The sequence below is a fragment of the Niveibacterium terrae genome (genome assembly GCF_048213115.1).
In the GTDB taxonomy this organism is placed as follows: domain Bacteria; phylum Pseudomonadota; class Gammaproteobacteria; order Burkholderiales; family Rhodocyclaceae; genus Niveibacterium; species Niveibacterium terrae.
In genome coordinates, this window is sequence record NZ_CP172404.1 from 1930588 (window position 1) to 1956593 (window position 26006).

General features: G+C 64.6%; 21 protein-coding genes and 6 tRNA genes. 13 read left to right on the forward strand and 14 right to left on the reverse strand.

Going from position 1 to position 26006, the window contains the following annotated elements; translation table 11 throughout:
- Positions 1-28: 28 nt before the first annotated feature.
- The 8 genes from ACHFB9_RS08925 (at position 29) to ACHFB9_RS08960 (ending at position 3004) form a co-directional block, all read left to right on the forward strand.
- Positions 29-104 (forward strand) — tRNA-Ala (locus ACHFB9_RS08925).
- A 31-nt stretch (positions 105-135) separates the two neighbouring features.
- Positions 136-211 (forward strand) — tRNA-Glu (locus ACHFB9_RS08930).
- Positions 212-257: 46 nt separating this feature from the next.
- Positions 258-334, forward strand: a tRNA-Asp gene (locus ACHFB9_RS08935).
- Positions 335-365: 31 nt separating this feature from the next.
- Positions 366-441, forward strand: a tRNA-Ala gene (locus tag ACHFB9_RS08940).
- A gap of 23 nt (positions 442-464) precedes the next feature.
- A tRNA-Glu gene (locus tag ACHFB9_RS08945) sits at positions 465-540 on the forward strand.
- Positions 541-573: 33 nt separating this feature from the next.
- Positions 574-650: transfer RNA gene (locus tag ACHFB9_RS08950), tRNA-Asp, on the forward strand.
- Between the two features lie 817 nt (positions 651-1467).
- A complete protein-coding gene (locus tag ACHFB9_RS08955) occupies positions 1468-2151 on the forward strand; it encodes a PEP-CTERM sorting domain-containing protein (RefSeq protein ID WP_417071244.1) in 684 nt (227 codons plus the stop codon).
- Positions 2152-2791: 640 nt separating this feature from the next.
- Entirely contained in the window at positions 2792-3004 is a 213-nt protein-coding gene (locus ACHFB9_RS08960; protein ID WP_417071245.1) for a hypothetical protein, read from the forward strand.
- Positions 3005-3017: 13 nt separating this feature from the next.
- Here the strand turns inward: ACHFB9_RS08960 and ACHFB9_RS08965 are convergent, their stop codons facing one another.
- Positions 3018-3467: a YaiI/YqxD family protein gene (locus tag ACHFB9_RS08965; RefSeq protein WP_417071246.1), complete on the reverse strand. Its 450-nt coding sequence runs from the start codon at positions 3465-3467 to the stop codon at positions 3018-3020.
- A 128-nt stretch (positions 3468-3595) separates the two neighbouring features.
- On the opposite strand from ACHFB9_RS08965, the gene ACHFB9_RS08970 reads away from it, so the two are divergent.
- Complete coding sequence (locus ACHFB9_RS08970) at positions 3596-4084, forward strand: GNAT family N-acetyltransferase (protein ID WP_417071247.1); 489 nt, start codon at positions 3596-3598, stop codon at positions 4082-4084.
- A gap of 69 nt (positions 4085-4153) precedes the next feature.
- Here the strand turns inward: ACHFB9_RS08970 and ACHFB9_RS08975 are convergent, their stop codons facing one another.
- Complete coding sequence (locus ACHFB9_RS08975; RefSeq protein WP_417071248.1) at positions 4154-4936, reverse strand: TIGR03915 family putative DNA repair protein; 783 nt, start codon at positions 4934-4936, stop codon at positions 4154-4156.
- Entirely contained in the window at positions 4929-6155 is a 1227-nt protein-coding gene (locus ACHFB9_RS08980; RefSeq protein WP_417071249.1) for a putative DNA modification/repair radical SAM protein, read from the reverse strand. The genes ACHFB9_RS08975 and ACHFB9_RS08980 overlap by 8 nt, the downstream gene beginning before the upstream one ends.
- Before the next feature lie 130 nt (positions 6156-6285).
- On the opposite strand from ACHFB9_RS08980, the gene ACHFB9_RS08985 reads away from it, so the two are divergent.
- Positions 6286-6873 (forward strand): hypothetical protein, encoded by a 588-nt coding sequence (locus ACHFB9_RS08985; RefSeq protein ID WP_417071250.1) that lies wholly within the window; start codon positions 6286-6288, stop codon positions 6871-6873.
- 4 nt (positions 6874-6877) lie between these two features.
- Here the strand turns inward: ACHFB9_RS08985 and ACHFB9_RS08990 are convergent, their stop codons facing one another.
- The 7 genes from ACHFB9_RS08990 to ACHFB9_RS09020 form a co-directional block, all read right to left on the reverse strand.
- Positions 6878-8884 (reverse strand): sensor histidine kinase, encoded by a 2007-nt coding sequence (locus ACHFB9_RS08990; protein WP_417071251.1) that lies wholly within the window; start codon positions 8882-8884, stop codon positions 6878-6880.
- A complete protein-coding gene (locus ACHFB9_RS08995; RefSeq protein ID WP_417071253.1) occupies positions 8859-9953 on the reverse strand; it encodes an ABC transporter substrate-binding protein in 1095 nt (364 codons plus the stop codon). The genes ACHFB9_RS08990 and ACHFB9_RS08995 overlap by 26 nt, the downstream gene beginning before the upstream one ends.
- 164 nt (positions 9954-10117) lie before the next feature.
- Positions 10118-11509: an NAD-dependent succinate-semialdehyde dehydrogenase gene (locus ACHFB9_RS09000; RefSeq protein ID WP_417071255.1), complete on the reverse strand. Its 1392-nt coding sequence runs from the start codon at positions 11507-11509 to the stop codon at positions 10118-10120.
- Between the two features lie 199 nt (positions 11510-11708).
- Positions 11709-12206 carry a TlpA family protein disulfide reductase gene (locus ACHFB9_RS09005; RefSeq protein ID WP_417071256.1) on the reverse strand — a complete coding sequence of 166 codons (498 nt, stop codon included), beginning with the start codon at positions 12204-12206 and terminating at the stop codon, positions 11709-11711.
- On the reverse strand, positions 12206-14380 hold the full coding sequence (locus tag ACHFB9_RS09010) for a TonB-dependent receptor plug domain-containing protein (RefSeq protein WP_417071258.1): 2175 nt from the start codon (positions 14378-14380) through the stop codon (positions 12206-12208). The genes ACHFB9_RS09005 and ACHFB9_RS09010 overlap by 1 nt, the downstream gene beginning before the upstream one ends.
- Before the next feature lie 78 nt (positions 14381-14458).
- Entirely contained in the window at positions 14459-14800 is a 342-nt protein-coding gene (locus tag ACHFB9_RS09015; RefSeq protein WP_417071259.1) for a hypothetical protein, read from the reverse strand.
- Positions 14801-14938: 138 nt separating this feature from the next.
- Entirely contained in the window at positions 14939-16588 is a 1650-nt protein-coding gene (locus ACHFB9_RS09020) for a DUF342 domain-containing protein (protein ID WP_417071260.1), read from the reverse strand.
- Positions 16589-16717: 129 nt separating this feature from the next.
- On the opposite strand from ACHFB9_RS09020, the gene ACHFB9_RS09025 reads away from it, so the two are divergent.
- Positions 16718-17692: a tRNA dihydrouridine synthase gene (locus ACHFB9_RS09025; RefSeq protein WP_417071262.1), complete on the forward strand. Its 975-nt coding sequence runs from the start codon at positions 16718-16720 to the stop codon at positions 17690-17692.
- A gap of 2 nt (positions 17693-17694) precedes the next feature.
- On the opposite strand, the gene hpnE is transcribed toward ACHFB9_RS09025, so the two are convergent.
- Both hpnE and ACHFB9_RS09035 read right to left on the reverse strand, forming a co-directional pair.
- Positions 17695-19023, reverse strand: a complete 1329-nt coding sequence (gene hpnE, locus ACHFB9_RS09030; protein ID WP_417071264.1) for a hydroxysqualene dehydroxylase HpnE — start codon at positions 19021-19023, stop codon at positions 17695-17697.
- Positions 19020-19565 carry an NUDIX hydrolase gene (locus tag ACHFB9_RS09035; RefSeq protein WP_417071266.1) on the reverse strand — a complete coding sequence of 182 codons (546 nt, stop codon included), beginning with the start codon at positions 19563-19565 and terminating at the stop codon, positions 19020-19022. The genes hpnE and ACHFB9_RS09035 overlap by 4 nt, the downstream gene beginning before the upstream one ends.
- A gap of 80 nt (positions 19566-19645) precedes the next feature.
- Between ACHFB9_RS09035 and ACHFB9_RS09040 the strand changes: the two genes are divergently transcribed.
- Together ACHFB9_RS09040 and ACHFB9_RS09045 are read left to right on the forward strand one after the other, a co-directional pair.
- Positions 19646-21616, forward strand: a complete 1971-nt coding sequence (locus ACHFB9_RS09040) for an HDOD domain-containing protein (RefSeq protein WP_417071268.1) — start codon at positions 19646-19648, stop codon at positions 21614-21616.
- Complete coding sequence (locus ACHFB9_RS09045) at positions 21591-22511, forward strand: 5'-nucleotidase (RefSeq protein ID WP_417071270.1); 921 nt, start codon at positions 21591-21593, stop codon at positions 22509-22511. Before ACHFB9_RS09040 ends, ACHFB9_RS09045 begins: the two co-directional genes overlap by 26 nt.
- On the opposite strand, the gene ACHFB9_RS09050 is transcribed toward ACHFB9_RS09045, so the two are convergent.
- Both ACHFB9_RS09050 and ACHFB9_RS09055 read right to left on the reverse strand, forming a co-directional pair.
- Positions 22501-24927: an alpha-amylase family glycosyl hydrolase gene (locus ACHFB9_RS09050; protein ID WP_417071272.1), complete on the reverse strand. Its 2427-nt coding sequence runs from the start codon at positions 24925-24927 to the stop codon at positions 22501-22503. The two genes, ACHFB9_RS09045 and ACHFB9_RS09050, sit on opposite strands and share 11 nt — an antisense overlap.
- 160 nt (positions 24928-25087) lie before the next feature.
- A complete protein-coding gene (locus ACHFB9_RS09055) occupies positions 25088-25969 on the reverse strand; it encodes a Dyp-type peroxidase (RefSeq protein ID WP_417071274.1) in 882 nt (293 codons plus the stop codon).
- Positions 25970-26006: the final 37 nt, after the last annotated feature.

Consider the following 26006-nt stretch of genomic DNA (forward strand, 5'->3'; position numbering starts at 1 on the left):
TTCTATGATTGCACCTCTTCGATGCACCGGGGGTATAGCTCAGCTGGGAGAGCGCTTGCATGGCATGCAAGAGGTCAGCGGTTCGATCCCGCTTACCTCCACCAGTGAGTCGAAGAGTGGTTAAAAAAGTTCCGGGTCCCCATCGTCTAGAGGCCTAGGACATCGCCCTTTCACGGCGGTAACCGGGGTTCGAATCCCCGTGGGGACGCCAAGTTTTTGGCAAGCGCAGAGCGATCTGCATGAAGAGTTTGTAGGTTGGAGTGGTAGTTCAGTTGGTTAGAATACCGGCCTGTCACGCCGGGGGTCGCGGGTTCGAGTCCCGTCCACTCCGCCAACGGTTTCAGAGGTTGTGGCTTTTTCGGACTGGGGGTATAGCTCAGTTGGGAGAGCGCTTGCATGGCATGCAAGAGGTCATCGGTTCGATCCCGTTTACCTCCACCAGCAGCGAAAAAGCCGATGTTCAGGTCCCCATCGTCTAGAGGCCTAGGACACCGCCCTTTCACGGCGATAACCGGGGTTCGAATCCCCGTGGGGACGCCAGTTTGACTGGCAGCGGGAGAAATCCTGCAGCTTGGAGTGGTAGTTCAGTTGGTTAGAATACCGGCCTGTCACGCCGGGGGTCGCGGGTTCGAGTCCCGTCCACTCCGCCAATACCGCAAACGCCCTGCTTCCTTCGGAAGCGGGGCGTTTTGCTATCTGCGCTCCCTGCATCTGATCTCGCAGGATCGCGTCAATTCACATGCCGCCGTGCGTTAACAATCAATCTTCAATGTAGGGCGGATTCGCCCTTCGGGCAATCCGCCTCCAGCCGACGCCGCCTAGCGGCGGAATGTCGCTGCGCACCGATTCCACCTTGGATTTTCCATTCGCTTCGGATGCAAAACCCCTGCCGGACATGCAGACCAATGGCGCAATGAGTTTTCAGGACTCTCCCCGCCAGGAGTCAAAGGGACAGTGACAATTCAAGGCTGGGTATAGCGTACTGGCAAGTCCGTAAATAGTAAGCTTGGTGTCTTGAAATTAATTATTTTTAAGCAACCCGGGTGTCAAGGCCTCCTGGGGTATCAGCTATGAGGAGTGAAGACGCTACCAACGGCGCGTGCGTGAGTAACCGTGCTGATGGTCTCGAAGCAATTCGGGGCTATTTTCTTCGAGGCTTGACGACCTTATCTATAGGATGCGCGTTTGGAGACCGATTGCTTCCCGTCAAGCATTGGCCCTTCTCGTTTCAGTCAAGGGATGGCTGCGCGCAGCCAGAAGCGGAGCTACGTCTGCTTGGTGCCTAAGTCAGTGATGAGCTTCACGCAGTCTGTCGACATTTTTTACACAAGACTTAGCTGGGGGGCTGGTTTTCAAGGTCCGTTCGCTGGTGACCTTCTAGATACAGGAGTATTCAATGACTCGCCGTGTTGGTATTGAATTTGCTTACCAGAGAAAGTACCCATAACCGATACTCAGGAGGGCGGCATGTTCAAGAAGGTCTTGCTCGGCACAGCTATTGCCGTTTGCTTTGCTTCGGCTAACGCCGCGATCGTCGTTGATAACACGGTGAGCGGAACGATTGCCAACAACTTTGATGCTCTGGGCGCGGGAAACGTAGTCGGTTTGATCCCGCTGAGCGGAGCAACTTACGGAGAGCATTTCCAAGGTCAGACACTAAGTACCGACAGTGGATTCGATGCCCTGTCTGGAGTACCGAGTTCTCCGCTGGTATTACTTGCAAATCCTGCAGTCTCCGACAACATTGGCGTTCTTAGCTACAACAGTTCCGGTGTCATCTACGGCGATTTACTGAGCGGGGTCGGTGAAGGTGCGCTTTCGATCCTGTTTAACACTACGACCGACTTGTTTGGACTAGATGTTGTTGGGACGGACAGCGGTGCGTTTACCGTAGATTTTTTCGGCACTTCTGGCAGCCTGCTGGCGTCAATCACCCAGTCAAACATTGTTGATGGTTTCTACGGATTCCGTGCGACATCCGGAGAGCAGATCGCCGGGGTCTCCATCACCAACACCGATCCTGCGGGCATTGGGTACGACAACGTCACGTACAATGCCGCGAATTCGGTCCCAGAACCTGCTTCTCTCGTCTTGCTGGGGCTGGGTCTGCTGGGTTTGGTGGCAACGCGTCGTAACTCAAAGCAGAGCTAATCACCATTCCAATCTGTGCAATCTGGGCAGCCAGCGCTTGAAGAGTCCTTCAAAGGGCTGGCTTGCTGCCGAATGTGATGGCCTTTCGCTTCTAGATGGTTGCCGATTCGCTGCGCGTTGATGGATGCGCAGACATTTCCGCCGACGACAACGGGTGCTTTCCCTGTCAGCAGACGCAGGGTGTAATGGCTGCAGGCACTTGCGCCCTCCGCACCCTGCGGCGCAGCCTGAAAGATCCTGAAACGAAAAAATCTGTCGCGCTTTTGAACGCAATATGATATCTTTCTGAAACTCCTTGAGAGGGCTGCACCCAAGCGGTCCTTCCGGAGTCCCGCTGGTCTTCCCCGGACCTCGCTGCGCGGGCGGTCACCACCAGTGTCTTTCCTTCCTGATTGCACCTGAGTTGCCGTATGCGCTGCCACGCTCGTCAGGCCTTACCGGTCCTGACCCGCGCCAGGGGATCTGTGCTCGCCGGCTGCGAATCAAGAAAACGCTCCCCGGTCAGGAAATCCTTCCTGCGGTTTTTTCCCGTCAGGGCCGATGATCCACCCCAGCACAGAAGCGATGCCGCATGCGGCCATCTTGATCTCCCGTTTGGAAGGCTCTGCCTTCAAGACCATTACCCGAAAGCAAGTAACGAATGAACACCCCGATTTCCATGGGACGCTATTGCGTTTCCCCGATGACCGAGCCGAACCGCCACGGAGGCTTCGCGGCTTCGGTTTCCATTCACTCCGGCCAGGGCTCGGCGAGCACGACCCGGATCCTGCGTTTCACGCCGACCTTTTCCAGCCCCGCCGCGGCGCTGCGCTATGCGTCGAAGCAAGGCCTTGCCTGGGTCAGCCAGCACTGAGGGCGAATGGCTTTCAAGCTCGCCGCTGCGCCAGCAGGCGGTCGAGCGCGGCGGCGAAGCTGCGGGAGTCCGCTGCCGAGAAACCGGCCGGCCCGCCGGTCTCGATGCCCGAATCACGCAGGCCCTGCATGAAATCGCGCATCGACAGGCGCTCGCGGATGTTCTCCTTCGTCATGCTCTCGCCCCGCGGGTCGAGCACCCGGGCGCCGCGCTCTATGACCTGGGCCGCGAGCGGGATGTCGGCGGTGATGACCAGATCGCCCGGCTCCGCACGCCGCGCGATCTCGGCGTCGGCAACATCGAAGCCCTGGGGCACCTGCACTGAGCGGATCAGCGGCGAGGGCGGAGTCGATATCATCTGGTTGGCCACCAGGGTCAGCGATGTTGCGGTGCGCGTCGCGGCGCGGAAGAGGATGTCGCGGATCACGCGCGGACACGCGTCGGCATCGACCCAGATCTGCATGTCTGTCACTCGAGGATGTTCAAGGCCTCGCAGCATACCCCGCCACAGAAGGCGCCGGATCGGATAGCATTCGGGCGCCAGAGGCCCACGCTCCGCCCGGATCCGTGGTCGAACATTGGGAGTTTGCGATGCTCACACTGAGGCGTCCCGTGCCCGAGGATCTTGTCGAGATCCGTGCCGCCTATGCGCGCAGCGAAGCCTTGCACCATCCGTGGACCTGGGCTCCCGAGGACTTTGAACGCTACCTCGCCCAGCAGGGCCGCTACTTCGTCTGCCCGGAGGGCGGGGATGAAATTCTCGGCACTTTCAACATCTCGGGCGTGATCCGGGGGCTCTTCCAGTCGGGCTATCTCGGCTACGAGGTCTTCTGTCCCCACCAGCGCAAGGGCATCATGCGGGAGGCTCTGGGCTTGCTGCTCAACGAAGCCTTTGGCACTCTGGCCCTGCACCGCCTGGAGGCGAACATTCAGCCCGGCAACGAGGCGTCGATACGGCTCGTTGCCGGAGCCGGCTTTGTCAGGGAAGGCTTTTCCCGCCGCTACCTGAGGGTGGGGGGAGGGGAATGGAAGGATCACGAGCGCTGGGCGATCGTGAACGACGACTGGGTCGAACGCTAAGCTGCGCTGCGCGAAAGTCTATGCATCCCACGGCCAGGCCTTCTCCGGTACCGTTCGCACGGGATCGGCTTACCTCCGCGTGGGCCGCAGCGTCCCAAGTCCGGTGGCGCTGACCAGCGCTTCGATTTGCGGGGCTTCGGGCAGATTTTTCCAGAAACGCTCGGGCATATGCCCGCGCATCAGATCGACGTTCAGACGTCCCGGATTGAAGGTGCTGCGGTAATAGACCGCCCACAGCGCTTCGTTCGGGTCGGTCTGCGCGCCGAGCTTTTGCTGACCCGGCCCGAAGACGACCCGCGTGCCGTCGCCGAACACGCTCTCGCGCGGGCTCGCAATCATCCAGCTGATTCGCCCCATCCGGCGCGCGAAGTGGTCCGCGACTTCGCGCAGCACCGGGTAGGCTGGCTCTATCCACGCGACGTAGCGCGGATCGCCCTCGGGAGCGCTGCGCTCGCGAAAGCGGACGAAGGACATCACATGACAGACTTCATGGCGGACCTCGCGGGTGAGCTGGTGCAGCCGGGCGCCGTCGACGTCCGCGGCGGATGCGCAGCAGCGCTCGCCCCGGGTCCAGCGCCACAGAATGCGGTAGAAGAGCGCCCAACGGTCGGCCGCATCGTGATTCGACGCGAGGCGCATCATGTCGAGCAGCGTTGCCGAGACTGCCGCGGTGCGCAGGGGCGTGACCGGCTGCCCGGGTGTCGGGGAGGGCCCTGCGTCGAAAAGCGAAGAGGAGGCGCCATCGTTCCAGACGAGCGCGTCCGGCGCGATGCCGGCCGCGAGGAAGTGGCGTGCGGCGCTCCGCCACTGGGCAAAGTCGACGACGCTCGCGCTGTGGCGCACTTCAGCCATTCGCAAGCTCCGGCCACAGCGAGAGCTGCTGCGCCGGGGCGAGGGCGCGGCGCAACGCGTCCGAACTCTGCGCATCCCGGCGCGGATGGTGATCTGCGGTGACGACGAAGTTGCGCAGTTTCTTCATCGCGGCGCGCATCCGCACGAGATCGTCCCAGCGGATCGCGCGCTGGCGGCGCAGGTCCACAATGCGCTGCGCGTTGAGCAGGCCGATCCCGGGCACGCGGGCGACCAGCCACGGCTCGGCCCGGTTCAGATCGACCGGGAAGTGTTCGCGGTGGGCGAGCGCCCAGGCGAGCTTGGGGTCGATATCAATGGCGAGGTTGCCGTGCCCGGGGAGCAGCTCCGCCACCGAGAAACCGTAGCCGCGCACCAGAAAGTCCGCCTGATAGAGGCGATGCTCGCGGATCCTCGGCGAAGGCGCGGCGGGCATTCCGGCCGGACTGTTCGGGATGGGGCTGAAAGCCGAGTAATAGACGCGCTTGAGCTTGTAGCGGCCATAGAGGTCTTCGGCCGTGTCCAGGATGGCCTTGTCGTCGGTGTCGTCCGCGCCGACGATCATCTGGGTGCTCTGGCCCGCCGGCGAGAAGCGCGGCGCGCACCGCTCCGCCGCGCCTTCCTCGATCTTGCCGCGGATCGTCCCCATGGCCTGACGGATCGTGCGCACCTTCTTGTCCGGGGCGAGCCGCCGGATGCCGGTCTCGGTCGGCAGCTCGATGTTGACGCTGAGCCGGTCCGCGTGGCGGCCCGCGGCTTCGATCAGCCGTGGATCGGCGTCGGGGATGGTTTTGAGGTGGATGTAGCCGCGGAAGTGATGATCCTCGCGCAGGCTGCGTGCTACTTCGACGAGCTGCTCCATCGTGTGGTCGGGCGAGCGAATGATGCCCGAGGACAGGAAGAGGCCCTCGATGTAGTTGCGGCGGTAGAAGTCGATCGTCAGCCGGGCCAGCTCGACGGCGCTGAGCCGGGCGCGCGGCACGTCGCTGCTGCGGCGGTTGATGCAGTACTGGCAGTCGTAGATGCAGAAGTTGGTCAGCAGGATCTTGAGCAGCGAGATGCAACGGCCGTCCGGCGTGAAGCTGTGGCAGACGCCCATGGCCTGGGTGGCACCCAGGCCGTCCTTGCCGCGCGAGGAGCGCGAAGGGGCGGCGCTGCTCGAACAGGATGCGTCGTACTTGGCGGCATCGGCGAGGATCGCCAGTTTGGCGGGGAGGTCCATTTTTTTGCGGGTACTGTAAATATGTACAGATATTAGGGCGCTCGGCGATCGGGATCAAGTCTGGTGCGGAAGTTGCTGGAAAGTCTGCGGATCAGTCAGCCATTCTGTCCGTCATTCCAAGGAGACTTCCGTGTCCATCCTGCCTGCTGTGCTCAGTCCGGGCGCCTATCTGTCCAGCCTCGCCTCAGACAGAGGGGCAAATACCCCCAAGGCTTCGGCAAGTTCTGCCCCCCGTGAGGCAATGCCTGCATACACGGTCGATATCTCCCCGGCCGCGCGTGCACTGTCCGCGCAATCTGCGAGTTCAGAGGCAAGCGAGGCGCCGCCTCCGGGGGGCCAGGACGCCTCCGCGGACTCGCTGCATCGAACCACGCTCAGGCTGCCGAGCATGGAGCGGGTCGAGGCGCTGAAGCGCCATATCGACAGCCAGTTTCCGGCTTTCCTCGCCGCGCACGGCATCGCCTTCGCTCCCGCCAGCATCGGCTACGATGGCGAGGGGCAGATGACGCTGCCCGCCGACTATCCCTATGCGGGGCAGCTCGAAGAAGCGCTCAAAAGCGATCCCGACATGGAAGAGGATTTGCGCAGCTTCAACAGCTACCTGACGACACTGGCCGACATCGCGCGAGGCACTTCCTTCGACACTGGAGAGCCGGTCGTTCTGCGCTTTTCGTCAGCGGGAGCGCTGATCCGGGGCAGCGACAAGTCCGCGAGCTGAACCGTCAAGCTTCGCGTCCGCGCACAGGAGGGGGCGCCTCCAGAGTGTCGAACGCATCGAGTTCGTCCTGTTCGGCAGCGGACGCAGGCGGTGCGTTACGCGGAATGCGCACGCAGAAGCAGGAGCCCGCACCCGCGGAACTCTGCGCGGTGATGTCTCCACCGAGCCTTTCGGTCACGATCTGGTAGCACAGATACAGCCCCAGGCCAGAGCCGCCCTGGCCCAGACGGGTCGTAAAAAAGGGCTCGAAGATCCGGTTCAGGTTTTCCTCGGCGATGCCTGTGCCCTCGTCGCAGACCGTGATCCGTACGCGATCGTCTCCATCCCCGGTCAGGCTCACCCGGATCTCTCCTCCCGTCTCCGGATAGGCGTGCACGGCCGCGTTCATGAACAGATTGGTCAGCACCTGCCCGAGCGGGCCCGGATAGCTGTCGAGAAGACAGGTCCGGCCCTGAAGTTCATCGCTGAGCGAGATCCGGCACCTGAGCTTTCTGAGCGAGGGTTCGACCGAGATCACGACGCTGTGCACGACTTCTTGCAAGGAGAAGACGCGCCGTTGAGAGGTCGCCTGATCGACGGCCATCTGTTTGAAGTTCACGATCAGGCTCGCTGCCCGCTCCAGATTCCGCTCCACCTGCAAGGAGGCCTCCCGGCCCGCTTCGAGGAAGCGATCGAGATCCGAACGCTTGAGTCCCCGCACCCGTGCGGCCTCGACCTCCCGGGCCGCGTTGACGAAGCTGTCGGCGGCCAGCCGCGCATTGCCGATCGGCGTGTTCAGCTCATGCGCAACGCCGGCCACGATTCCGCCCAGTGCGGCGAGCTTCTCGGTCTGCACCAGCTCGTGGCGCGCGGTGTTCAGATGCGCAAGCGCCTCGCTCAGCTCGCGGTTGGCCTGCTCCAGTTCGGTCGTGCGCTGGACGACTCGGCTCTCCAGCGACTGGTTCAGTTCGGCAAGCTTGAGTTCGCGCTCGCGCACGGCCTCGCTCATGTGGCGCAGGCTCTGTCCGAGCAGGCGCAGCTCCAGGATAGGAAAATCGGGCCAGACCTCGGGGTGTTTGCCGGCCGCGACCTCCTTGGCTAGACCCGCCAGTGCTTCGAAGCGCGCGGCCAGCTTCAGCGAGAAACGCCGCCAGACCAGCAGGAAGAGCAGATAGACCAGAGCGCCCGAGATCACCAGCGTCAGCGACAGCATCACGACCGGCCCCCTGACCTGGGAGGCGGGTTGGCCGACCATGATTCGCCAGCCTGACTGCGGGATGGGCAGGAAGTGGGTCAGCAGCGCCTGCCCCATGAAGTCCAGCGCGCGCGGCTCCATTCTCCAGTCGTCGTCGGGACCGAGCAGGGTCTGGATGCTGAGCTGCTGCAGCGAGATCTCCGGATCGCGATGGGCGATGATCTGGCCGTTCGCATCGAGGACGACCATCTGGATGCTGCTGTCCCCCGCGGTCGCTTTGACGAAGCTCGAGAGCTGCTGCAGGTTGATTTCGCCGATGACGATCTGCTTCCCCGCGAACTGGGCGAGCGCGACGGTCAGCTGCCCGCTGACCGGCGACAGATAGACCGACGACCAGCTCAGGCTCTTGCTTCGCCTCGCCTGGAGCACGACGGGATTGCGCGCGACATCGAGGCCGAGCAGATCGCTGACCCGGCCGCGGCGGATCCCGATCTCCCGGATGTGGTCCGTCTCATCGACCACATAGATCGCCGAAAAGGTCGAGCCCGCGCGCACCTGAACATCCAGATTCCGGCTGCCCTGCTGGTCGCGCTGCAGCTCCCCGGCCAGTACTTCGACAGTCTGCCTCGCTTGAGCCAGGTAGTAGCTGGTCTGGGTTCCCAGCGCGCGGGCCACCGCGAGGTTGCGCTCGCTGACGATGCTCTCGATCCGTGGGACGAACCAGAAAATCAGCACCGACAGCGCACAGCCGCCGAACAACAGTGCGATGAGCCCGACTCCGTTGAGCAGCAGGGAGCGAAGCGCGACCGCGTCACTGGAGCGGCGAAAAAACGCCATCTTTGACCTCGGCCATATGGGACGGGCGCACCGCATCGCCATAGGCGTCAAAACTGACCGTGGACTGCACGCCCGGGAAGTTGCGCATCGCGAGCAGGGTTTTCTTCAGCTGCGTTGGATCCGGATTCTTCTCCAGCGCGTCCATCAGCACGTTGGCCGCGTCGAAGCTCGTCACGCCGGCGAAGCCGGGTTCCTGAGAGAAGCGCTTGCGATAGGCCGATACGAAGCTCTGGTAGCGCGGACTCGAGTCCTGGCGGTCGAAGAACTGTTCGAGCAGCATGCCTTCGACCGCGCGTCCGCCCAGCTCGATGATCCGCTCGGTCGAAGCCCAGCCTGCGCCGGCAATCCGCACCTTGCCGTCCTGTCTGCGCAGCTGCTGCGCCAGAAGAGCCGCATCGACCGAGTTGCAGACCAGCACGACGATCTGCGGGGCGGGGGCGAGCAGCGTGCGCGCGAGCTCGGCATAGTTCTTGTCTTGATGAGAGTCGAAGCGCGTCTGCTGAAGGATCTGTCCCCCTTGCGACGTGAAGCTGCGGCTGTATTCGCTGGCCCAGACTTCGGAGTAGTCGCGGTTGGCGATGTCCCAGATCAACGTCGCCCGCCGGTAACCGAGCCTGCGGGCATGAAAGAGCGCATTCGCGGCCGCGGCGCGCGCTGTGTCGCCGATCACGCGAAAAAAGTAGTCGTCCTTGCCGGAGAGCTGGGAGGTCGAGACCGTTCCCGACATCAGCACGAGCTCTTGCTCATTTGCCTTTGGGATGATGCTCAGCGCCATCGAGCTGGTCATCGGACCGATCACTGCCAGCGCACCGGCCTCCTTGAGTTCGACCAGGGCTTTGCGCGCGACGGTCGCATCCTGCTTGTCGTCGCGCAGCAGCAGTTCGACCGGATGACCGCGCACTCCGCCGCGCAGGTTGCGCATCTCGACCGCCAGCTGCGCTCCGTTGCGCCCGCTCGTTCCCAGATCGGCGAAGCGACCGGAGGTGCCGCCGATGAAGCCCAGCCTCACCGGCTTCTGGGGGCCGCAGGCGAGCAAGAAAAGACAGCACAACAGCAGCAGCCGACGCATGATCTCCCCCGAACAGAAGATAGTGGCAAATCTATCAGGTTTGCCCGCTTCCCATCCAGAAAGACTGTCGATTTCCTTCTTTGCGCTCGATCATGCGTGTCCGCCGTGGTCCTCGCTCCCGGAAGAGCGGGGGCCACGGCGGAGCAGAAGGCAGTCCGTCCGGCTCAGAACGGCGCGTCGATATCGACGACGTCGATCAGTTTGTGATTGACGAACTCCTTCAGACCCAGACCCAGCAGCTCGCGGCCATAGCCCGAGCGGCGCACGCCGCCGAAGGGCAGGTCGGCCTTGACCATGGTCGGGTGGTTGACGAAGACCATACCGGTCGAGATCCGGGCGGCCACTTTCGCGCCGCGCCGGGTATCCGCGGTGAAAACCGAGCCGCCCAGACCGAAGGGCGAATCGTTGGCGATGCGGACCGCATCGTCCTCATCCTTCGCGCGCAGAATCATCGAGACCGGACCGAAGAACTCCCAGTAGTAGGCCGGGTTGTCCGCGGTGACGTTGGTCAGGATCGTCGGCTGCACGAAAGCGCCCTGGGTGGGAATCTTTGGCCCGACTTCGGTTGCAACGGCGCCGTGGGCGACGGCCTGGCGGATCTTCTCCCTGACCTCGTCGGCGGCGGTCTGCGAAGACAGAGGCGCGAGCGTCGTTGCCGGATCGAAGGGATCGCCCGCGCGAAGCTCCGCAACTCCTTCCGTGTAGCGGCGCAGGAACTCGTCATAGACGGCGTCGACAACGATCATCCGCTTCGACGAGACGCAGACCTGACCGCCGTTCCAGTGGCGGCCGAACACGGCCCACTTGACGGTCTTGTCGAGCTCGGCATCGGCCAGCACGACGAAGGCGTCGGCGCCGCCCAGCTCCATCGTCGATTTCTTCAGCGCCTTGCCGGCCTGAGCCGCGACGATGGCGCCGGCCTCTTCGGAGCCGGTCAGCGCGACACCGTGCACGCGCGGGTCGTTCAGGATCATCTCGATCTGCTTGCGCGTCGCATAGAGGTTCCTGAATACACCTTCGGGCAGACCGGCTTCGCGCATCAGCTGCTCGAAGGCTGCCGCGCTCTGCGGCACGTTGGACGCGTGCTTGAGCAGCAGCGTGTTGCCGGCCGAGAGCTGGGGTGCCAGGATCCGGGCGATCTGATAGTAGGGAAAGTTCCACGGCTCGATCGCGAGGATGATGCCCAGCGGATCATTGACGAGAACCGCTTCGCCTTCGGCCGCGTCGGCGACCGGCAGCTTCTGCGGAGCGAGCAGCGACTCGGCGTGTTCGACGTAGTACTCCATGATCCTGGCCGAAAGCTCGACTTCGCCCAGCGCTTCCGCATAGAGCTTGCCCATCTCCAGGGTCAAGAGTTTCGCATAGCGTTCCTTGTGCTCGCGCAGCAGGTCGGCGGCGCGCTGCAGGATCGCGCCGCGTGCGGGAAAGGATGTCTCGCGCCAGGCGAGGAAGGCCTGATGGGCCTTGGTTATCGCCTCGGCGACTTCCGAGTCGGTGGCATCCGGGAAAACCTTCAGTTGTTCGCCGGTATAAGGGTTGAGCGTTGCGTAGGCCATACAAAACCTTCTCTCTCTGAGGGTTGATCCCGGCTTTCGCGCGTTTCATCTGATCGTCAGAGGCTTCGCTGCGGGTATTCGGGAAGGAGTACAGGTGTATTTATAGGCGTCCTGGGCAGGCAGAGAAAGAAGGCTCGGGGCAATGCACAATCCCGGTTTTCGGGATGATCAATATGGAATAGGGCGGTTGGTTCCGGAATCAGTGCGGGATGCAGGCGCTCCGTGCGGCATCGAGCCAGGCCGGGTCGAGCTCGCCGACATGCGAAGCACAGATCCGATGCTGCCGGTTCAATACCACCGTATAGGGCAGAGCCCCGATCCGGTTGCCGAAGCGCCGCATCAGCACTTCGGGCTGAGGTCCCGCGATCAGCTGGGGGTAGGTCGGAGTCTGACGCATCAGAAAGCGGCTCGCGTTGGCCCGGTCATCGACGGCGATGCCAAAGAACTGCAGGTCGGGATGGCTGCGGGCCTGCGCGAAGAGCAGAGGCAGTTCGCGTGCGCAGGGCGGACATTCGCTGCCCCAGAAGTTGAGCAGTACCGGGCGGTCCACGAAGTCGGTGAGGCGGACAAAACCCGACCCGTCGATCTGGCGCAGCTCGAAGGAGGGCGCGGGCGGCGACGCCCAGGCCTGAGCCTGGAGCGCCGCCGCGCAGATCGCGAGCTTCGCCGCGTTGGCGAGCGTGACGATCGTCTTCATCAGTAGCTCAGCTTGACGCCGGCCACCACGGTGCGGCCGATGTTGGGCCCCCAGATATGGGTCACGTCGAGGTTGCCGTCCTTGTCCAGCCAGAGGTAGCTCTCCTTTTTGGCCTGCTGATAATCGAAGACGTTGTTGATGCCGACATAGGTTTCGACGGAGCGGGTCCAGCGGTAGGACGTGCGCAGATCGACGACCCAGAAGCCGGGACTCTTGTCGGCTTTGGGCGTGCCGTCGAGGTTGTAGCGCTGGCTGTCCTGGTAGTCGTAGAACTTTGCGAGATCCTGGGGCCCGGTATAGGTCGCGCGGACATTGACGTCCCAGGGGCCGGAGTCGTGATCGAGCGAGAGCGTGACGCGGTAATCCGGGCGGGCGAACAGGCTACCCTGGAAGTCGCTGGCGTTGAAACGGTACTGGTAGCGCTCCAGGCCCAGGGTCAGCGCATCCGCGCTCGTCGCCTGCCAAGTTCCGACGATGTCGGCATTGTTGATCGTGTAGGCGCTCGCGGCAGGGCGCAGCAGGAAGTTGCCCGAGTTGGCGGTGTCGTCGATGAAGAGCGCGAGATTGCGGATGCGCGTGTGGTTCAGCGAAGCGGTGACCGCGAAGCGGTCGTCGGCATAGTTCAGCGCATAGGACAGGTTGTCGGACTTCTCGGCCTTCGCGCCCGAGCGATCGACCGCCGGAGCCGAGAGGATCGCGTGTTCGAGCTCGAAGAACGAGGTGGGCAGCCGATAGCCCTGACCGGCCGCGAAGCGGCTGGACAGCGTTTCGTTGTGATGCCAGAGCAGGTTCAGTCTGGGGGTCGCCAGCCCGCCGTAGACGTTGTTCCGGTCGTAGCGCAGGCTCGCGTTCGCTTCGAGACGCTGATCGAAGAAGGTCTGATAGGCCTGCAGGAAAGCGCCCGGAGTGCGATAGACATAGGCGTCGGCATCGGTGCGTTCGACGCCGAAGGTCGGTGAAGAGGGGTCTTCGCTGACCGAGCGGCTGTGCAGGTCTTCGTAGCGGTAGACGAGGCCCGCCGTGACCAGGGTCTTGCCCAGAGGTGCCTGGACGCTGCTCTCCAGATAGTATTGCTTCTGCCGGCCGAAGTAGTCGGCATCGCCGCCGTACCAGGAGTCCTGTTTGTGCCGGGCATAGCCGAGTGCGAAGCGCAGCCGTGCTTCGCCGAGCTGGCGCTCTGCTGTGCCGGCAAACTGGTCGCGCTTTGTGAAGATGATCTGCGCAAGGCCGAAGCGGCCGTCGTTGTAGGGGCTGGAGAGCGATCCGTCAGCCGGCACGACCCAGCTGTCGGCGTTCGGCGCGCCGTGCGGGCCCTGGCTGAAGTCGAAAGGGTTACCGCTGGTGCTCGCGCGCACTGCGTCATAGTCGTTGCCCAGCGGGCCGCCCATCCGTTTCTCGTCGATGTGGTCATAGCGGGTCTTGATCTTGAAACCGCCGACATCGTTCAGGAAGAGGCCAAGCCCCGCCATCTTGCGGTCGTAACCGGAGTATTGGGACAGCCCGGTTCCGACGCCATCGACGCTGTCCTGGCGTGCCAGGCTTCCGGTGAAGCTGAGCGCGCCACCGTCGAAGGTCTTCGCGCCATAGGCCGAGGCGCGGCGAAAACCCTTGTCGCCGCCGCTCAGGTCCATCTCCAGCGAATCCTTGCTCGGGCGCTTGGTCACGAGGTTGACACTGCCCGCGAGCGACTCGGGCGCGATCAGGCTCGTTCCCGCGCCGCGCGAGATGTCGACGCGTTCCAGGCCGTTGAGGCCGACCATGTCGAGGCCATAGGAGTTCGAGACCGACGAGAAGATCGGCACGCCGTCGAGCAACAGCGTCGTGAAGCGGCCGGGAAGGTTGTTCAGTGTGATGTTGCGAACGTTGCAGACCGAGCACTCGACCTGAACGTCGATGCCGGGCCGGTGTGACATCAGCTCGGTCAGGTTGTTCGCGCCGGTCTTTTCGATCTCCCTGGCGTTGATCGTTTCGGTCTTGACGATGTCTTCGCGCAGTGCGCCCTGCTGGGTTGCGCTGGGGCGACCGACGACGACGATCGCTTGAGTCGTCTTGGGGCTGGAAGAGTTGGATGCGGCACTATTTTGCTGTGCGTCGGCGGACTCGCTGGCGTGGGCGAGCAGCGGGAACGCGAGGGCGATGGCCATGGCCAGGCCATTCGGTTGAGTACGAAACATGGGCTACCTCTGAATGTGACAATGCAAGACGCCTGCGCGGCCGGCGGCTGCGCAGGCGAAATCGAATGTGCGGGGGATTCAGAGGAAGAGCGGAGGACCCCGGTTGTTGGGCCCCAGGCGGGCCGCAGCATGGGAAGCGTGAAGCGGGGAAGGGCGCAGCGCGAAGCTCAGCCCCGGCAGAAGCGGCAGTGGCTGAGCGGCCGCCTTCTCGGCCGACTCGATCTGCGAGAAGGCCTGGCACAGCTGACACGGCGCGGTCGAGTGCTTCTTGCCCCCTTGCTGCTGGGTCTGCTCCGTGCCGATGTGGCTCAGGCCATGCAGCAGCGCGCCCTGCTGCGCAACGAGCAGCATCAGCGGGATCAGCAGGGAGCGGAGCACCTTCAGCAGAGAAGGGGCTTCTGGACGAAACAATCGGGGCAAGGCGCGTGACTCGTGTTTGGGGGGACTGCTGCCGCCGTCCAGGCCGGGTTGCAGAACCCTTTCAGGATACAGGAGTCGGCTCAGAGCCTGCAATTCTCTGCAAGTTCCCCGGCGTCGAGTTCAGACCTTGCGCAGCGCTCAGGCCTTGTGCGCTCCGATGCGGGCGATCTCTTCTTCGGACAGAAAACCCAGCCCCTGGTCGCCGATGCTTATCGTTCCGGCTCCATGCTCTCCGAACACGCGGAAATGGTGGCCACAGAGCAGCACCTCGACGCCTTCGTGGATGGCCTGCTCCGCGATGACCCGGGAGAGTTTTGAGCGCTCGATCTTCCGTTCCAGCACCTGCTGCTCGGTGCGGATTTCCGCTATCTCGGAGGAGAGGGCGGCGGCGGTTCGGTGCGCCTTGTCGAACATCTCGGCCGGCACCTTTCCGGGGTGCTTGCGGGCGAAGTCGATCAGCTTGCTGACTTCCATCAGCTGGTTCTCCCGGGCTTCCCTGTCTTTGACGATCTGCTGATGTTGCTTGTGCAGAACCGGATTGACTCCGATCTCGATCAGCGTCGCGACCCGGTTCGGCGAGCCGATGACCCTGGCCGAGATCGACAGGGTTGCCTGGGCGCGGCCGCCGATGATCTGGCCGCGCCGGGAATTGCCGACGTGAATGTTGTTGACGGCGCACAGCTCGCACTGCATCGCGCTGTCGTCGATAAAGATGCTGTCTCCGGCCTCGACCCTCGCCTGCTGCGCATAAGCTGCGCTGAACGAGCCGCCACAGCGCAACAAGCGCTGACTCCCTTCCTGGTGTCCGAGGCCGCCCATCGCGCCGCCCTTGATCACGATGCTGCCGCCGGCGTCAAGGCTTGCTGCTTCGACGACTCCGCCGACCTCGATATCGCCGGTGGCTTGAATCGTCATCCCGGCCTGTACATCGCCCCGGATCTTCACGCTTCCATTGAAGCGGACGTTGCCGCTGGCTGCGTTCACCGATTCGATCGCGAACACGGGTTCGACGATCATTCCGCCCTCGGTCAGCACAGGCTGGCCGTTGATCGCCGCGAGCAACAGATCGGGGTTGTCGGGTGCGGGACTCGTTCCGGGCAGCGCTGCCGCATAGCTGACATCCTTGCCTGCGGTCGCGGGAAGGCTCGCACCCAGCACGGTGCAGCCGGCAATCCCCGCCGTGGGCGGGTGGCGCAGCATCAGCCTGTCCCCCGCATTGACCGTCAGGATCTCGCCGAGATCGCGGAAATCAGTATGGTCGAACTCGTCGACGGTGGGCACCCGGCTGCGCACGATGGGCTGAAGGCATTCCAGATAGCCGTCGGCGCCGGCAACGGGAGCGAGGCCTTGCGCGATGCACAGACCGTGCGCTTCGCCCGCGGCAACCGCCTGGTCAATCGCTTCGCTCTGAATTCCGTAGCTGACCGACTGCGCCTTGAGCTCATCGAGAATCTGCTCGCGGCTGATCGGTTCTCCACCCTGAGCGGCTTCGCTGTCGAGCAAGACCTGCATCCGATCGGGGCTGATCGTGATTTTCAATGAGGCATCGACACATTCGCCGAGCTGCAGACCGGCCAGCGCGCGGCTCTGCTGGTAGTGCTCAAGCAGCGCGCTGACGGCCTCGGGCGAGATGCGCAAACCAGCCCATCCCGACTCGGCGAGCCGGGCTTTGAGCCAAACTTCGTCGATCGGTGCCGCCTCGGGGGCGGGTTGCAGATCTGCGATCAATGTACGGGATTGCGCTTCCAGCCTGAATGTCAGGCCCTGGCCCTGCAGCTGTCCGCTCATCATCCTGCCCTCGCGACTGTCGCCACCTGTTCAGTATGGCCTTTTTTTGAAACCTCTTTTGCTTGAAGTCAGGGGCTGTGCGCCGGCGGTGAACAGGTAAAATGCGCGCTCCTGATTTTTGACGATTCCATGCCCCGTCTGATCCTCGCCCCGATGCAAGGCCTGCTCGATCATCTGCTGCGCGACGCGCTGACCCGGATCGATGGCTATTCGCACTGCGTGACCGAATTCGCCCGGGTTACCGGCTCCATCCTGCCCCGCTCCTTCTATCACCGGATCAGCCCCGAGCTGGCGCGGGGTGGGCGGACCGAAGCGGGAACCGCGGTGCGGGTCCAGATGCTCGGCTCCGACCCGGACATGATGGCCGCGAACGCGCGGGTGCTTGCGTCGCTCGCGCCGCCGGGCATAGATCTGAACTTCGGCTGCCCGGCGCCGACCGTCAACCGCCACCGCGGCGGTGCGGTGCTGCTCGAAGAACCCGAACTGCTGTACCGGATCGCGGCCGCAGTGCGCGCCGAAGTTCCGCCAACGATTCCGTTCTCGGCGAAGATGAGGCTGGGGCTGCACGACAGCTCCCTCGCGCGCGAATGCGCACAGGCGCTCGAAGCGGGCGGGGTCGAAGAACTGGCCGTCCATGCCCGCACGCGCGACCAGGGCTATCAGCCCCCCGCGCACTGGCGCGAGATCGCACCGATCCGCGAAGCGGTCGCAATCCCGGTCGTTGCAAACGGCGACGTCTGGACCGTCGAGGACTGGTTGCGCTGCCGGGAGGAGAGCGGCTGCGAGGACGTGATGCTGGGCCGCAGCGCGGTCGCCGATCCGCTGCTCGCGCGGCGCATCCAGGCGCTTGCGCGTGGCGAGGCCATCCGGCCGCAGGAAGAGGAATGGCTCGAAGTGCTGGCGCTGATCGCCCGTTTCTGGCAAGGCGTTGGTGTCCGGTACGAGGCGAAGAAGCGGCCGGGACGGCTCAAACAGTGGCTGATGCTGCTCGAACGCACTTTCCCTCAGGCCAGGGAGCTATGCGCCGCGGTGAAACTGCTGCGCGAGGCGTCCGAGGTCGAAGCGGTGCTCGCGCGCTGGCCGGGTTTTCCCTCTGGTCTTTGATTTCAGGTGATCGAGTAGCGGGGCGGTGGCGAGATTCCTTCGCCGCGCATCACGGTCTTTGCCGCATTGAGGCCTGAGCGGACCGCGCCTTCGAGCGTCGCCGGGTAATCGGAGGCGACATAGTCACCGGCCAGCAGCAGCCGGCGGACCGGAGTCAGCGCGATCGGGCGCGACAAGCCGGGCGTCGCTGCAAAACCCGCGCGCTTCTCGGTGATGACCTGGGACCAGATCGGAGCGGGCAGGTGGCGGCCACGGTCGGCAAACAGATGCTCGATGTCCCGATGGGCGCGCAGCGCGGCCTCCTGGCGCGGCAGCTTCGTGTCTGCAGCGCTGACGACGCCGGCCAGCAGGCCTTCGGGACCGCCGAGCTGGCCGCGGTCGAAAACCCACTGCAGGAAGCGACCGTCGAGGCCGATCATCGGCTTGGGCATGCGCAGCGCGGGCTCGTAGCGAAGATAGACCGTCGTGATCGCCTCGTGGCTCAGCGCGCCGAGCTGCTCGCGCAGCCTCGCGAGCTCGGAGAACTCCGCGGTCAGCGCGGCGACCTGCCAGGGCGCCGTCGCGATCACGACGTGCGAGAAGAGCGCTTCGCCGGGCGCCCCGTCGAGCCAGAAGCGCTCGCCTTCCGGGCGGATCGAGCGGATCCGCGTCGAGAAATGCACGGTGTGGCCGCGGCGCAGCAGATAGAGCGAGGCCGGAGTCGGCAGCAGTTCGGTCAGATCGACGCGCGGCAGCAGCAGTTCGGACGCGCTCGCGCTCGAGGCGAGGCTGTCGCGCAGCACGTTCGCGAAGACCTGCGCCGAGGCGCGCTCGGCCGGAGTGTTCAGCGTCGCGAGGCACAGCGGCTCCCAGATCAGCCGGCACAGTTTTTCGGTCTGCGCCGTCAGCTGCAGCAACGCAGTGACGCTGTAGTCCTCGCCGAGCCGAAAGGCGCAGCGCTTGAGGCTGCGCAGCAGCCGCGCCGCCGCGACGCAGTCGCTCCAGGCGAGGCCTTTCGCGTGAAAGAGCGCGGCGGCGAGGTGGAACGGGGCGGGCAGGGCTGGGGCGGCCAGATCGAGCTGACCGGGTATGTGCAGATAAAAGGGCGAGGACTGAAGCCGCTTGGGACTCAAGCCGAGCAGGCGCATCAGTCCCAGGGTCTGTTCATAGGCGCCGATCAGGATGTGCTGACCGTTGTCCACGCGCCACCCGTCCTTTTCGACGACGCGCGCCCGTCCGCCCAACTCGCGTGCGCTCTCGAAGACTTCGACCGGGATCTCGGCCCGGGCCAGCTCGACCGCGCAGGCCAGCCCCGCCCAGCCGCCCCCGATCACCGCGACGCGCATCGTCATTCGTGGCCCGGAGGGGTTGTGATTGCGCCGACGTGGATGCCCATCCGGCCGCTCTTGCGATCGGCGAAGTAATAGCGCAGGCACAGTGCGACCGAGCGGAAAGCGATCTCGTCCCAGGGGATCTCGTCCTCGCTGAAGAGCCGGGTCTCGAGCGATTCGGTGCCCGGCGCGAAGTCGAGATCGAGCAGCGGGGCGCGGTAGAAGACATGCACCTGGCTGATGTGCGTGATGTCGATCAGCGCGAAGAGCTCGCTCTTGCCAAGCCTGGCACAGGCTTCCTCGGCGGTCTCGCGCGCAGCGCCCACCGCGGTCGTCTCATGGTTTTCCATGAAACCGGCAGGAAGGGTCCATTTGCCGTGGCGGGGCTCGATCGCCCGGCGGCAGAGCAGGATGCGGTCTTCCCATTCAGGGATTGCGCCGACGACCACTTTCGGGTTCTGATAGTGGATCTCGCCGCAGGCGTCGCAGACATGGCGCGGCAGCGTGTCGCCGGGAGGGATGCGCAAGCTCACTCGGGCTCCGCACTGGGAACAGAAGTTCATAACAACAGCCTTCGTCGGTATTGTCGAGATTCTAATGCAGCGTTCAAGTTTTTCGGCACCGCTCCGTTGAAAGCTTATTGGTGACCGCTCCTTCCGACATGCTTTCGATCGATCTCGCGCTTTTCGAGCAGTTCAAGGCCACAGGTGATCTTCCGTCCCCGCGGGGCGTGGCTCTGGCGGTCATGAACGCGACCCGGGCCGAGGAAGTGTCGATCGGTGAACTCGCCAACATCATCCGGACCGATCCGGCTTTTGCCGGGCGCCTGATCAAGGCGGCCAACGGCATGGGCACCGGGACGCACCGGCCGGTCGCCTCGATTGACCGAGCCCTGATGGTGCTGGGCCTGCCCGCCGTGCGCAACCTGGCCCTGGGCTTTTCGCTGCTCGCGGATCACCGCAAGGGCGGCTGTGCGGCCTTCGATTACGAACGCTACTGGTCCTCGTCGCTGATCCATGCGGTCGCGATGCAGATGCTCGCCCTGCGCTCCCACGTTGCGCCGCCCGACGAATGCTATTGCCTTGGCCTGCTTTGCCGCATCGGCGATCTGACGCTGGCGACGCTTCACCCCGGCGAATACGCCGAGGTGCTGCGGCGCGCCGAGGCCGGAGACGATCTCGCACGGGCCGAATCCGAACGGCAGCGCTTTTCGATGAGCCATGCCGAGATTTCGGCGGCGATGCTCTCGGGCTGGGGCGTTCCGGACATCTTCGCCGAGGCGGTTCTGGGTTATGAGGCGCTGCCCGCACGGCTTGCCGAACACGCTTCGCGCCAGGCCATCCTGACCCGCTCGCTGGGCCTCGCGCACCAGATCGCACGGGTCTGCCTGCTGGATGCAGCCAGGCAGGACGCGGCGATTCAGGTTCTGATCGATTGTGCGATCCCGCTTGGCTTCGAAGCCGGCGAAATCCTCGAATTGTGCGACCGGATCGTCGAAGGCTGGCGGGAGTGGGGCGCGCTCGTCAGCGTCGCGACCTGGCCCGTGCCGCGCTTCTCCGAATGGACTTTCAATCCGGCCGCGCCGCCCGAGTTCGAGGCGCCGCTGCCGGTGGCCGGGGAGAGCGAGCGCGTTCCTTCCGAAGAAAAACCCTGTCAGGTGTTGATCTTGGGCACCGACCCGGCGGAGCGGCAGTGTGTCGGCCAGGTGCTGTGCACGGCCGGCTACGAGATCGCCGAGGCCTCCGGTGCGGAGCAGGGCGCTCAGCTTGCGGTACTCAGCCAGCCTCAGCTGATCATCGTCTCGTGCACGCTGCCCGATAAGAGCGGCCTCGCGTTCGTGCGCCGGCTTAGGCAGACACGGATAGGGCGGAGCATCTATGTGCTGGGGCTGACCGATCACGAGGGCGAGGAGGAGATCGCCGAAGCCTTTGAGGCCGGGGTCGATGACTTCATGACCCGGCCGGTCAATTCCCGGGTTCTGCTGGCCAGACTCAAGGCCAGCCAAAGAGTGCTCGGCCTGCAGCGCGAGATCGAACACGGGCGCGATGAGATCCGCCACTTTGCCGCCGAGCTGATGATGACCCGTCTGCCGCTGAGCGCGGCGCAGACCGATTCGCTGACCGGGTTTGCGAACCGGAGCGGTTTTGACGATCTGCTTGAACTCGAGTGGGCCGAGGCGGTTCGCAGTTCCCGGGTACTGAGCTGCATCGTGATCGAACTCGATCAGATCGCGAGGATCCGCGACGAGACGGGTCCGCAGGGCGTCGATCAGGCGCTGCGCGAGGCGGCCGCGGTGCTCAGGGCGGCGCTGCGCTCCCGCGACCAGATCGCCCGCAGCGACAGCGAGTTTGCGGTTCTCTGCCCGGGCACTTCGCTCGAAGACGCGCACCGCGTCGCCGAGCGGATCCGCTTCCTGCTCGGAAAAATCACCGTCGGGACGCTGAAGCTCTCCGCGAGCCTGGGGCTTGCGGCGCACGACGGGGAGTTGGGCTGCGCCCGCGAACTGTTCGAGCGCGCCCGGGAGATGCTCTCGCTCGCGAAGGCGAACGGGCACAACCGGGTCTGCGTCCCCCCGGAGAAGTCTGGAAATGAAAAGGGGAAGAATGCCGTTTGAACTCTCCGACAAGCTCGTGATCGGGATCTCGTCGCGCGCGCTGTTCGACCTCGAGCGGGAGAACGAGATCTTCGAGAAGGGCGGAGTGCAGCCCTATGCCGACTATCAGCGCCACCACGAGGAGGTGGGGCTCGCGCCCGGAACGGCTTTCCCTCTGGTTGAAGCGCTGCTGGGCCTGAACGCTCTGATCGCCGGCAAGCAGTTCGTCGAAGTCGTGCTGATGTCGCGCAACTCGCCCGATACCGGGCTGCGCGCGATGAATGCGATCGAGAAGGCCGCGCTGCCGGTCACGCGTGCCGCTTTCACCGGTGGCGAACCGATCACGCGCTATCTTGAGGCCTTCAAGGTCGATCTTTTTCTGTCGAAGTCGGCCGATGATGTCGAAACCGCGCTTGATGCCGGTTTCGCGGCTGCCCAGCTCTATGCGCCCCCCGACCACGAAGTGGGTCACCCGGACGGACGGATACGGATCGCGTTCGACGGCGATGCGGTGCTCTTCTCGCCCGAATCCGAGCAGATCTTCCAGACTCAGGGGCTGGAGGCCTTTGTCGCCCACGAGAGGGCCAAGCGCCACGTCGCGATGGGCGAAGGGCCTTTCGCGAAGCTGCTGCTGATGCTCTCCGAGCTGCAGAAGCAGTTCCCGGCCCGGGACTGCCCGGTGCGGATCGCGATCGTGACCGCGCGCTCCAGCCCGACCCACGCCCGGGTCATCCACACGCTGCGGGCCTGGAATGTCGCCGTCGACGAAGCCTTCTTCCTCGGCGGGGTCAGCAAGGACGAGGTGCTCGCCTCCTTCGGCGCGCACATCTTCTTCGACGATCAGGACACGCACGTCGCGCGCGCGGCGCGGCGGGTTCCTTCGGCGAAAGTGCCAAACCGCTTGCTCACTGCCTGACCAGAACGACGAAGCCATTCGCCGGGATCACGACTTCGAGGCGGGCGAGCCGGGACGGAATCGCAGCGCCGCAGTTGCCGATATTGGCACCGCCGAAGATTGCCGCGTCGCTGTTGAAGACCTCTTTCCAGAGGCCGTCCGGGATCGCCAGCGCGTCCTTCTCGATCAGGTAGCCGTTTGAGAAGGCCGCGTTGTTGAAGCTCGCGACAACGATGATCTGCTCGGCCGCGGTCCAGCGCTTGAACGCGATGACCCGGTTCTCGTTCGAGACGTGAAGCACGTCGATGTTGTGGCGGCGGATCGCGCGCAGGCGCAGGCTCAGCCCGATCAGCGCCTGATAGAAGTGGAAGAGCCGGGCGCCATCGCCGCGGCGCTCGCCGAGGATGTCCTCGCGGTTCTCAATAAAGTTGTTGTAGCGGTAGGGTTTCTGGGCGCCGATCTCTTCGCCCATGAAAAACATCGGAGTGCCCGCCGAGAGCAGCGCGAGGCCCAGGCAGAGCCGGTCGCGCGCCTCCGCGGTGCTCCGGGTCGCGCCGATCAGCGGCGCGCCATTGACCGCGACCGAGATCGTCCGGGCGCTGCCGCTCGAATTGGCTGCTTCGTCGTGCGACTCGGTGAAGACCACCCGGTCGTTGCCGCTGCCCGCCAGCGAGCGGGCGAGGCCGTCCAGCCTCAGCGCGTCCTGCGCACCAAAACCGGCCTGCTTGAGGACGCGCGCATGGCCCGCCGCCATATCCGAGTCGCCGATCAGGTCGTGGTAGAAAGCAGCGTCCCATCTGAGCCGGAAGCCCAGCCCGTTGCGGGCCGCCGGCTTCGTCACCGCGTCCCAGCCCGTGTGATCCTCGGCGATCAGGAAGGCGGTCGGCTTGATCATCAGCAGCGTGCGGCTCCATTCGCGCAGGAACTTGATCCCGAACTGGTTCGCGCGCGGGACCGGATGACCATCCGCATGCCTGACGTTGTCGCGGTGAATCGCCTGGGTCAGATCGACCCGGAAGCCATCGACGTGCATCTCCTCGATCAGGAAGACCGCGCTGCTGATGAACTGCTGGCGGACCACCTCTTCCGAGTAGCGCGGCGTGTAGCCGGTCGAGCCGTTGTCGAGATAGCCGCCCTCGGGCTGCGCATACTCGCTCGCCCGGCCTTCGAACCAGTAGTAGATGTTCTGCTCGGGCGCGGTCGAGTCGTACTGCCACTGGGCGCGCTTGCCCTCCGGATCGAAATGGTTGTAGACGACGTCCTGGATCACTGCGATGCCGCTCTGGTGGCACTTGCGGACGAAGTGACGGTACTTGTCGCGCCCGCCCGCGCTCGATTCGATGCAGAAGTGATGGCTGTCGCCGTAGCCCCAGCCCGTATTGCCCGAGAACTCGGCCAGCGGCAGAAGTTCGACCGCATTGACGCCCAGGTCGACGAGGTGATCGACGAAGGCCAGAGCGTCCGACAGATCCCCTGGCCTGTCCTTTCCGAAGCCCAGCGAGCCGACGTGCAGCTCGTAGATCACGAGCTCCTCGGGCAGGGTCGGGACCGGGCGGCTGGCCGAGAATTCGTTTGCCCAGAACTGCTCGGCCGGAATCAGCGCCGGCATCCTGCCGGCCGGGGCCGATTTGAAGTTCCTGCGCACCCGGTCCGGGTCGATGACGAGGCTGCAGCTGACCGTCCCGTCGAGGATCGCCGCGCTGCCCGTCCAGCTGCGCCCGTCGGGGTCGATATTGCCCTTGCCGATCTGGCTGCGCGAGAAGATGTCGGTTCGATAGACGATCCTGCCCTGGGCGTTGCGCAGCCGGTACAGGTAGGGCAGACCTTTGAGCGTTTCGAAGTCCTCGTCGGCTGTGCCCTCCCAGATTCCGTCCCACGGAATGCAGGCGGTCTTCGCGAGCGCGATCGCCGCCCGGCTTCGGTCGATTCCCGTTCCCCTGTCCGAGATGTAGCCGTGTTCCGGCTTTCCGAACACGACTTCGACGCTCTGCGCGTTCGGAGCCCACAGCGCGAAGCGCAGCTTTGGGGCATCTCCGGGGGAGACGAAAAACTTGTTCGCGCCGAGGCGGCGGCCGTAGCAGAAGTAATAGCGCTCGGTCTGCAACAGGGACGGATCCGCGCCGAGGACGAACTCGCGGTGCCGTTCATTCGATCCGGGGTCAGCGATTTCGGTCGGAATCCCCCAAAAATCGACCCCCTGCGGGCCGTCGAGAACGACTCCCCAGCGAAAGCGCCGGCCCTGTTCCTCGATTGGGAAAGCGATCTCGGCGACGAAGGCCGGGCATCCGTCCGCGCCGGTCACGGTGCGCATCGGCCACTCGCTCCATTGGGCCGCGGGATGCCCGTCAGCGTCCCAGCTGCCCGAGAGCCGGGGGTTCCGGAAGATCGTCCTTTTGATGCCAGTGTTGAATTCGAAACTGACCGTCTGGGTTTTCATCGCTCCACCTGTTCGATTCGACGACAGCCCGTCCGCGCACGGAAAGGGCTCGATCGAATGACTCAACGCAGATCAGGCGGGGGGCGCGAGGGCAACGCACCATCAATAAACCCTGATGCGCCTCGGGTAAACCCCTAATTCGGCGCGACAGTGACGAATTTCAAAGCCCCAGTGCGGAAAGATCCAGCTTGGCTCCGACCACCGGGGGGCACCAGTAATAGGCGCCGGTGACCGGATGGGTGAAAGAGAACAGCGCATCGCGGATGCCGTCTTCCTGACCGCTCATCCGGCGAAGCTGGGCTTCGAAGGCGGCGAGCGAGGCACCGAAGGCGACGAAGACGAGGCCCGCCCGCTCGCCCTCGATCCAGGGCATCGAGCGGCGCAGCACGAAGGCTTCCGGTTCGAAGTCCTCCTGGGCCGTGCGCTTGACGTGGGCGCTCTCGGGCGCATCTTCGAGCTCTTCGTTCGATTCCTTGTCGCGGCCGATTGTCATGTTCTGCTCGTGCGCCGGCCGGGCGGCGAAGCCGCGCAGATCGTGCAGCCACTGCTGGACCGCGACGAAGCTCGAACCGGCAGGGGCATTGCCCTCTCCAGAAACGATCGCGGCGCTGAGCGCAGCCTCGTCCTTCGGGTTCTCGGTGCCGTCCTCGAAGCCGGAGAGATCGCGACCTCCCGCGTGGAGGAAGGCGTCGAGAGCCTGTTCGAGGCCGAAGGCCTCATCGAGCAGCGCGGCGAGCGCCTGGCCCCGATGCAGCAGCTCGCCCCTGTCCTCGCCGCGCAACCACAGCCACAGCGCCGTCTGGGTCGACGGGATGTCCAGACCTGGCGCCGCGAGCGCCGGAAAGCTCTTGAGTCCTTCGATGCGCGCGTCCAGCGCCGTGACGAGGCTCTCCCCCAGACCCGCAACCGTCGCTTCGCCGTCGACGGCGGCGGCGAGGCGAGCGAGCGCCGCGCGCGGATCCGCGCCGCTCTTCAGCGAAAAAGCGAGGTAGCGGGCAGCCTTGGGCAGAGGGGCGAGGATTCCCGATTGGGATTGGGCCATCGTGCGATCTCCTGGGGGAGTGGGAATAGGAATCCCC

Coding starts and splice junctions, on each gene's coding strand:
- ACHFB9_RS08955 (WP_417071244.1), top strand. CDS start 1,468: ATGTTCAAGAAGGTCTTGCTCGGCACAGCTATTGCCGTTTGCTTTGCT.
- ACHFB9_RS08960 (WP_417071245.1), top strand. CDS start 2,792: ATGAACACCCCGATTTCCATGGGACGCTATTGCGTTTCCCCGATGACC.
- ACHFB9_RS08965 (WP_417071246.1), bottom strand. CDS start 3,467: ATGCAGATCTGGGTCGATGCCGACGCGTGTCCGCGCGTGATCCGCGAC.
- ACHFB9_RS08970 (WP_417071247.1), top strand. CDS start 3,596: ATGCTCACACTGAGGCGTCCCGTGCCCGAGGATCTTGTCGAGATCCGT.
- ACHFB9_RS08975 (WP_417071248.1), bottom strand. CDS start 4,936: ATGGCTGAAGTGCGCCACAGCGCGAGCGTCGTCGACTTTGCCCAGTGG.
- ACHFB9_RS08980 (WP_417071249.1), bottom strand. CDS start 6,155: ATGGACCTCCCCGCCAAACTGGCGATCCTCGCCGATGCCGCCAAGTAC.
- ACHFB9_RS08990 (WP_417071251.1), bottom strand. CDS start 8,884: ATGGCGTTTTTTCGCCGCTCCAGTGACGCGGTCGCGCTTCGCTCCCTG.
- ACHFB9_RS08995 (WP_417071253.1), bottom strand. CDS start 9,953: ATGCGTCGGCTGCTGCTGTTGTGCTGTCTTTTCTTGCTCGCCTGCGGC.
- ACHFB9_RS09000 (WP_417071255.1), bottom strand. CDS start 11,509: ATGGCCTACGCAACGCTCAACCCTTATACCGGCGAACAACTGAAGGTT.
- ACHFB9_RS09005 (WP_417071256.1), bottom strand. CDS start 12,206: ATGAAGACGATCGTCACGCTCGCCAACGCGGCGAAGCTCGCGATCTGC.
- ACHFB9_RS09010 (WP_417071258.1), bottom strand. CDS start 14,380: ATGTTTCGTACTCAACCGAATGGCCTGGCCATGGCCATCGCCCTCGCG.
- ACHFB9_RS09020 (WP_417071260.1), bottom strand. CDS start 16,588: ATGAGCGGACAGCTGCAGGGCCAGGGCCTGACATTCAGGCTGGAAGCG.
- ACHFB9_RS09025 (WP_417071262.1), top strand. CDS start 16,718: ATGCCCCGTCTGATCCTCGCCCCGATGCAAGGCCTGCTCGATCATCTG.
- hpnE (WP_417071264.1), bottom strand. CDS start 19,023: ATGACGATGCGCGTCGCGGTGATCGGGGGCGGCTGGGCGGGGCTGGCC.
- ACHFB9_RS09035 (WP_417071266.1), bottom strand. CDS start 19,565: ATGAACTTCTGTTCCCAGTGCGGAGCCCGAGTGAGCTTGCGCATCCCT.
- ACHFB9_RS09045 (WP_417071270.1), top strand. CDS start 21,591: ATGAAAAGGGGAAGAATGCCGTTTGAACTCTCCGACAAGCTCGTGATC.
- ACHFB9_RS09050 (WP_417071272.1), bottom strand. CDS start 24,927: ATGAAAACCCAGACGGTCAGTTTCGAATTCAACACTGGCATCAAAAGG.
- ACHFB9_RS09055 (WP_417071274.1), bottom strand. CDS start 25,969: ATGGCCCAATCCCAATCGGGAATCCTCGCCCCTCTGCCCAAGGCTGCC.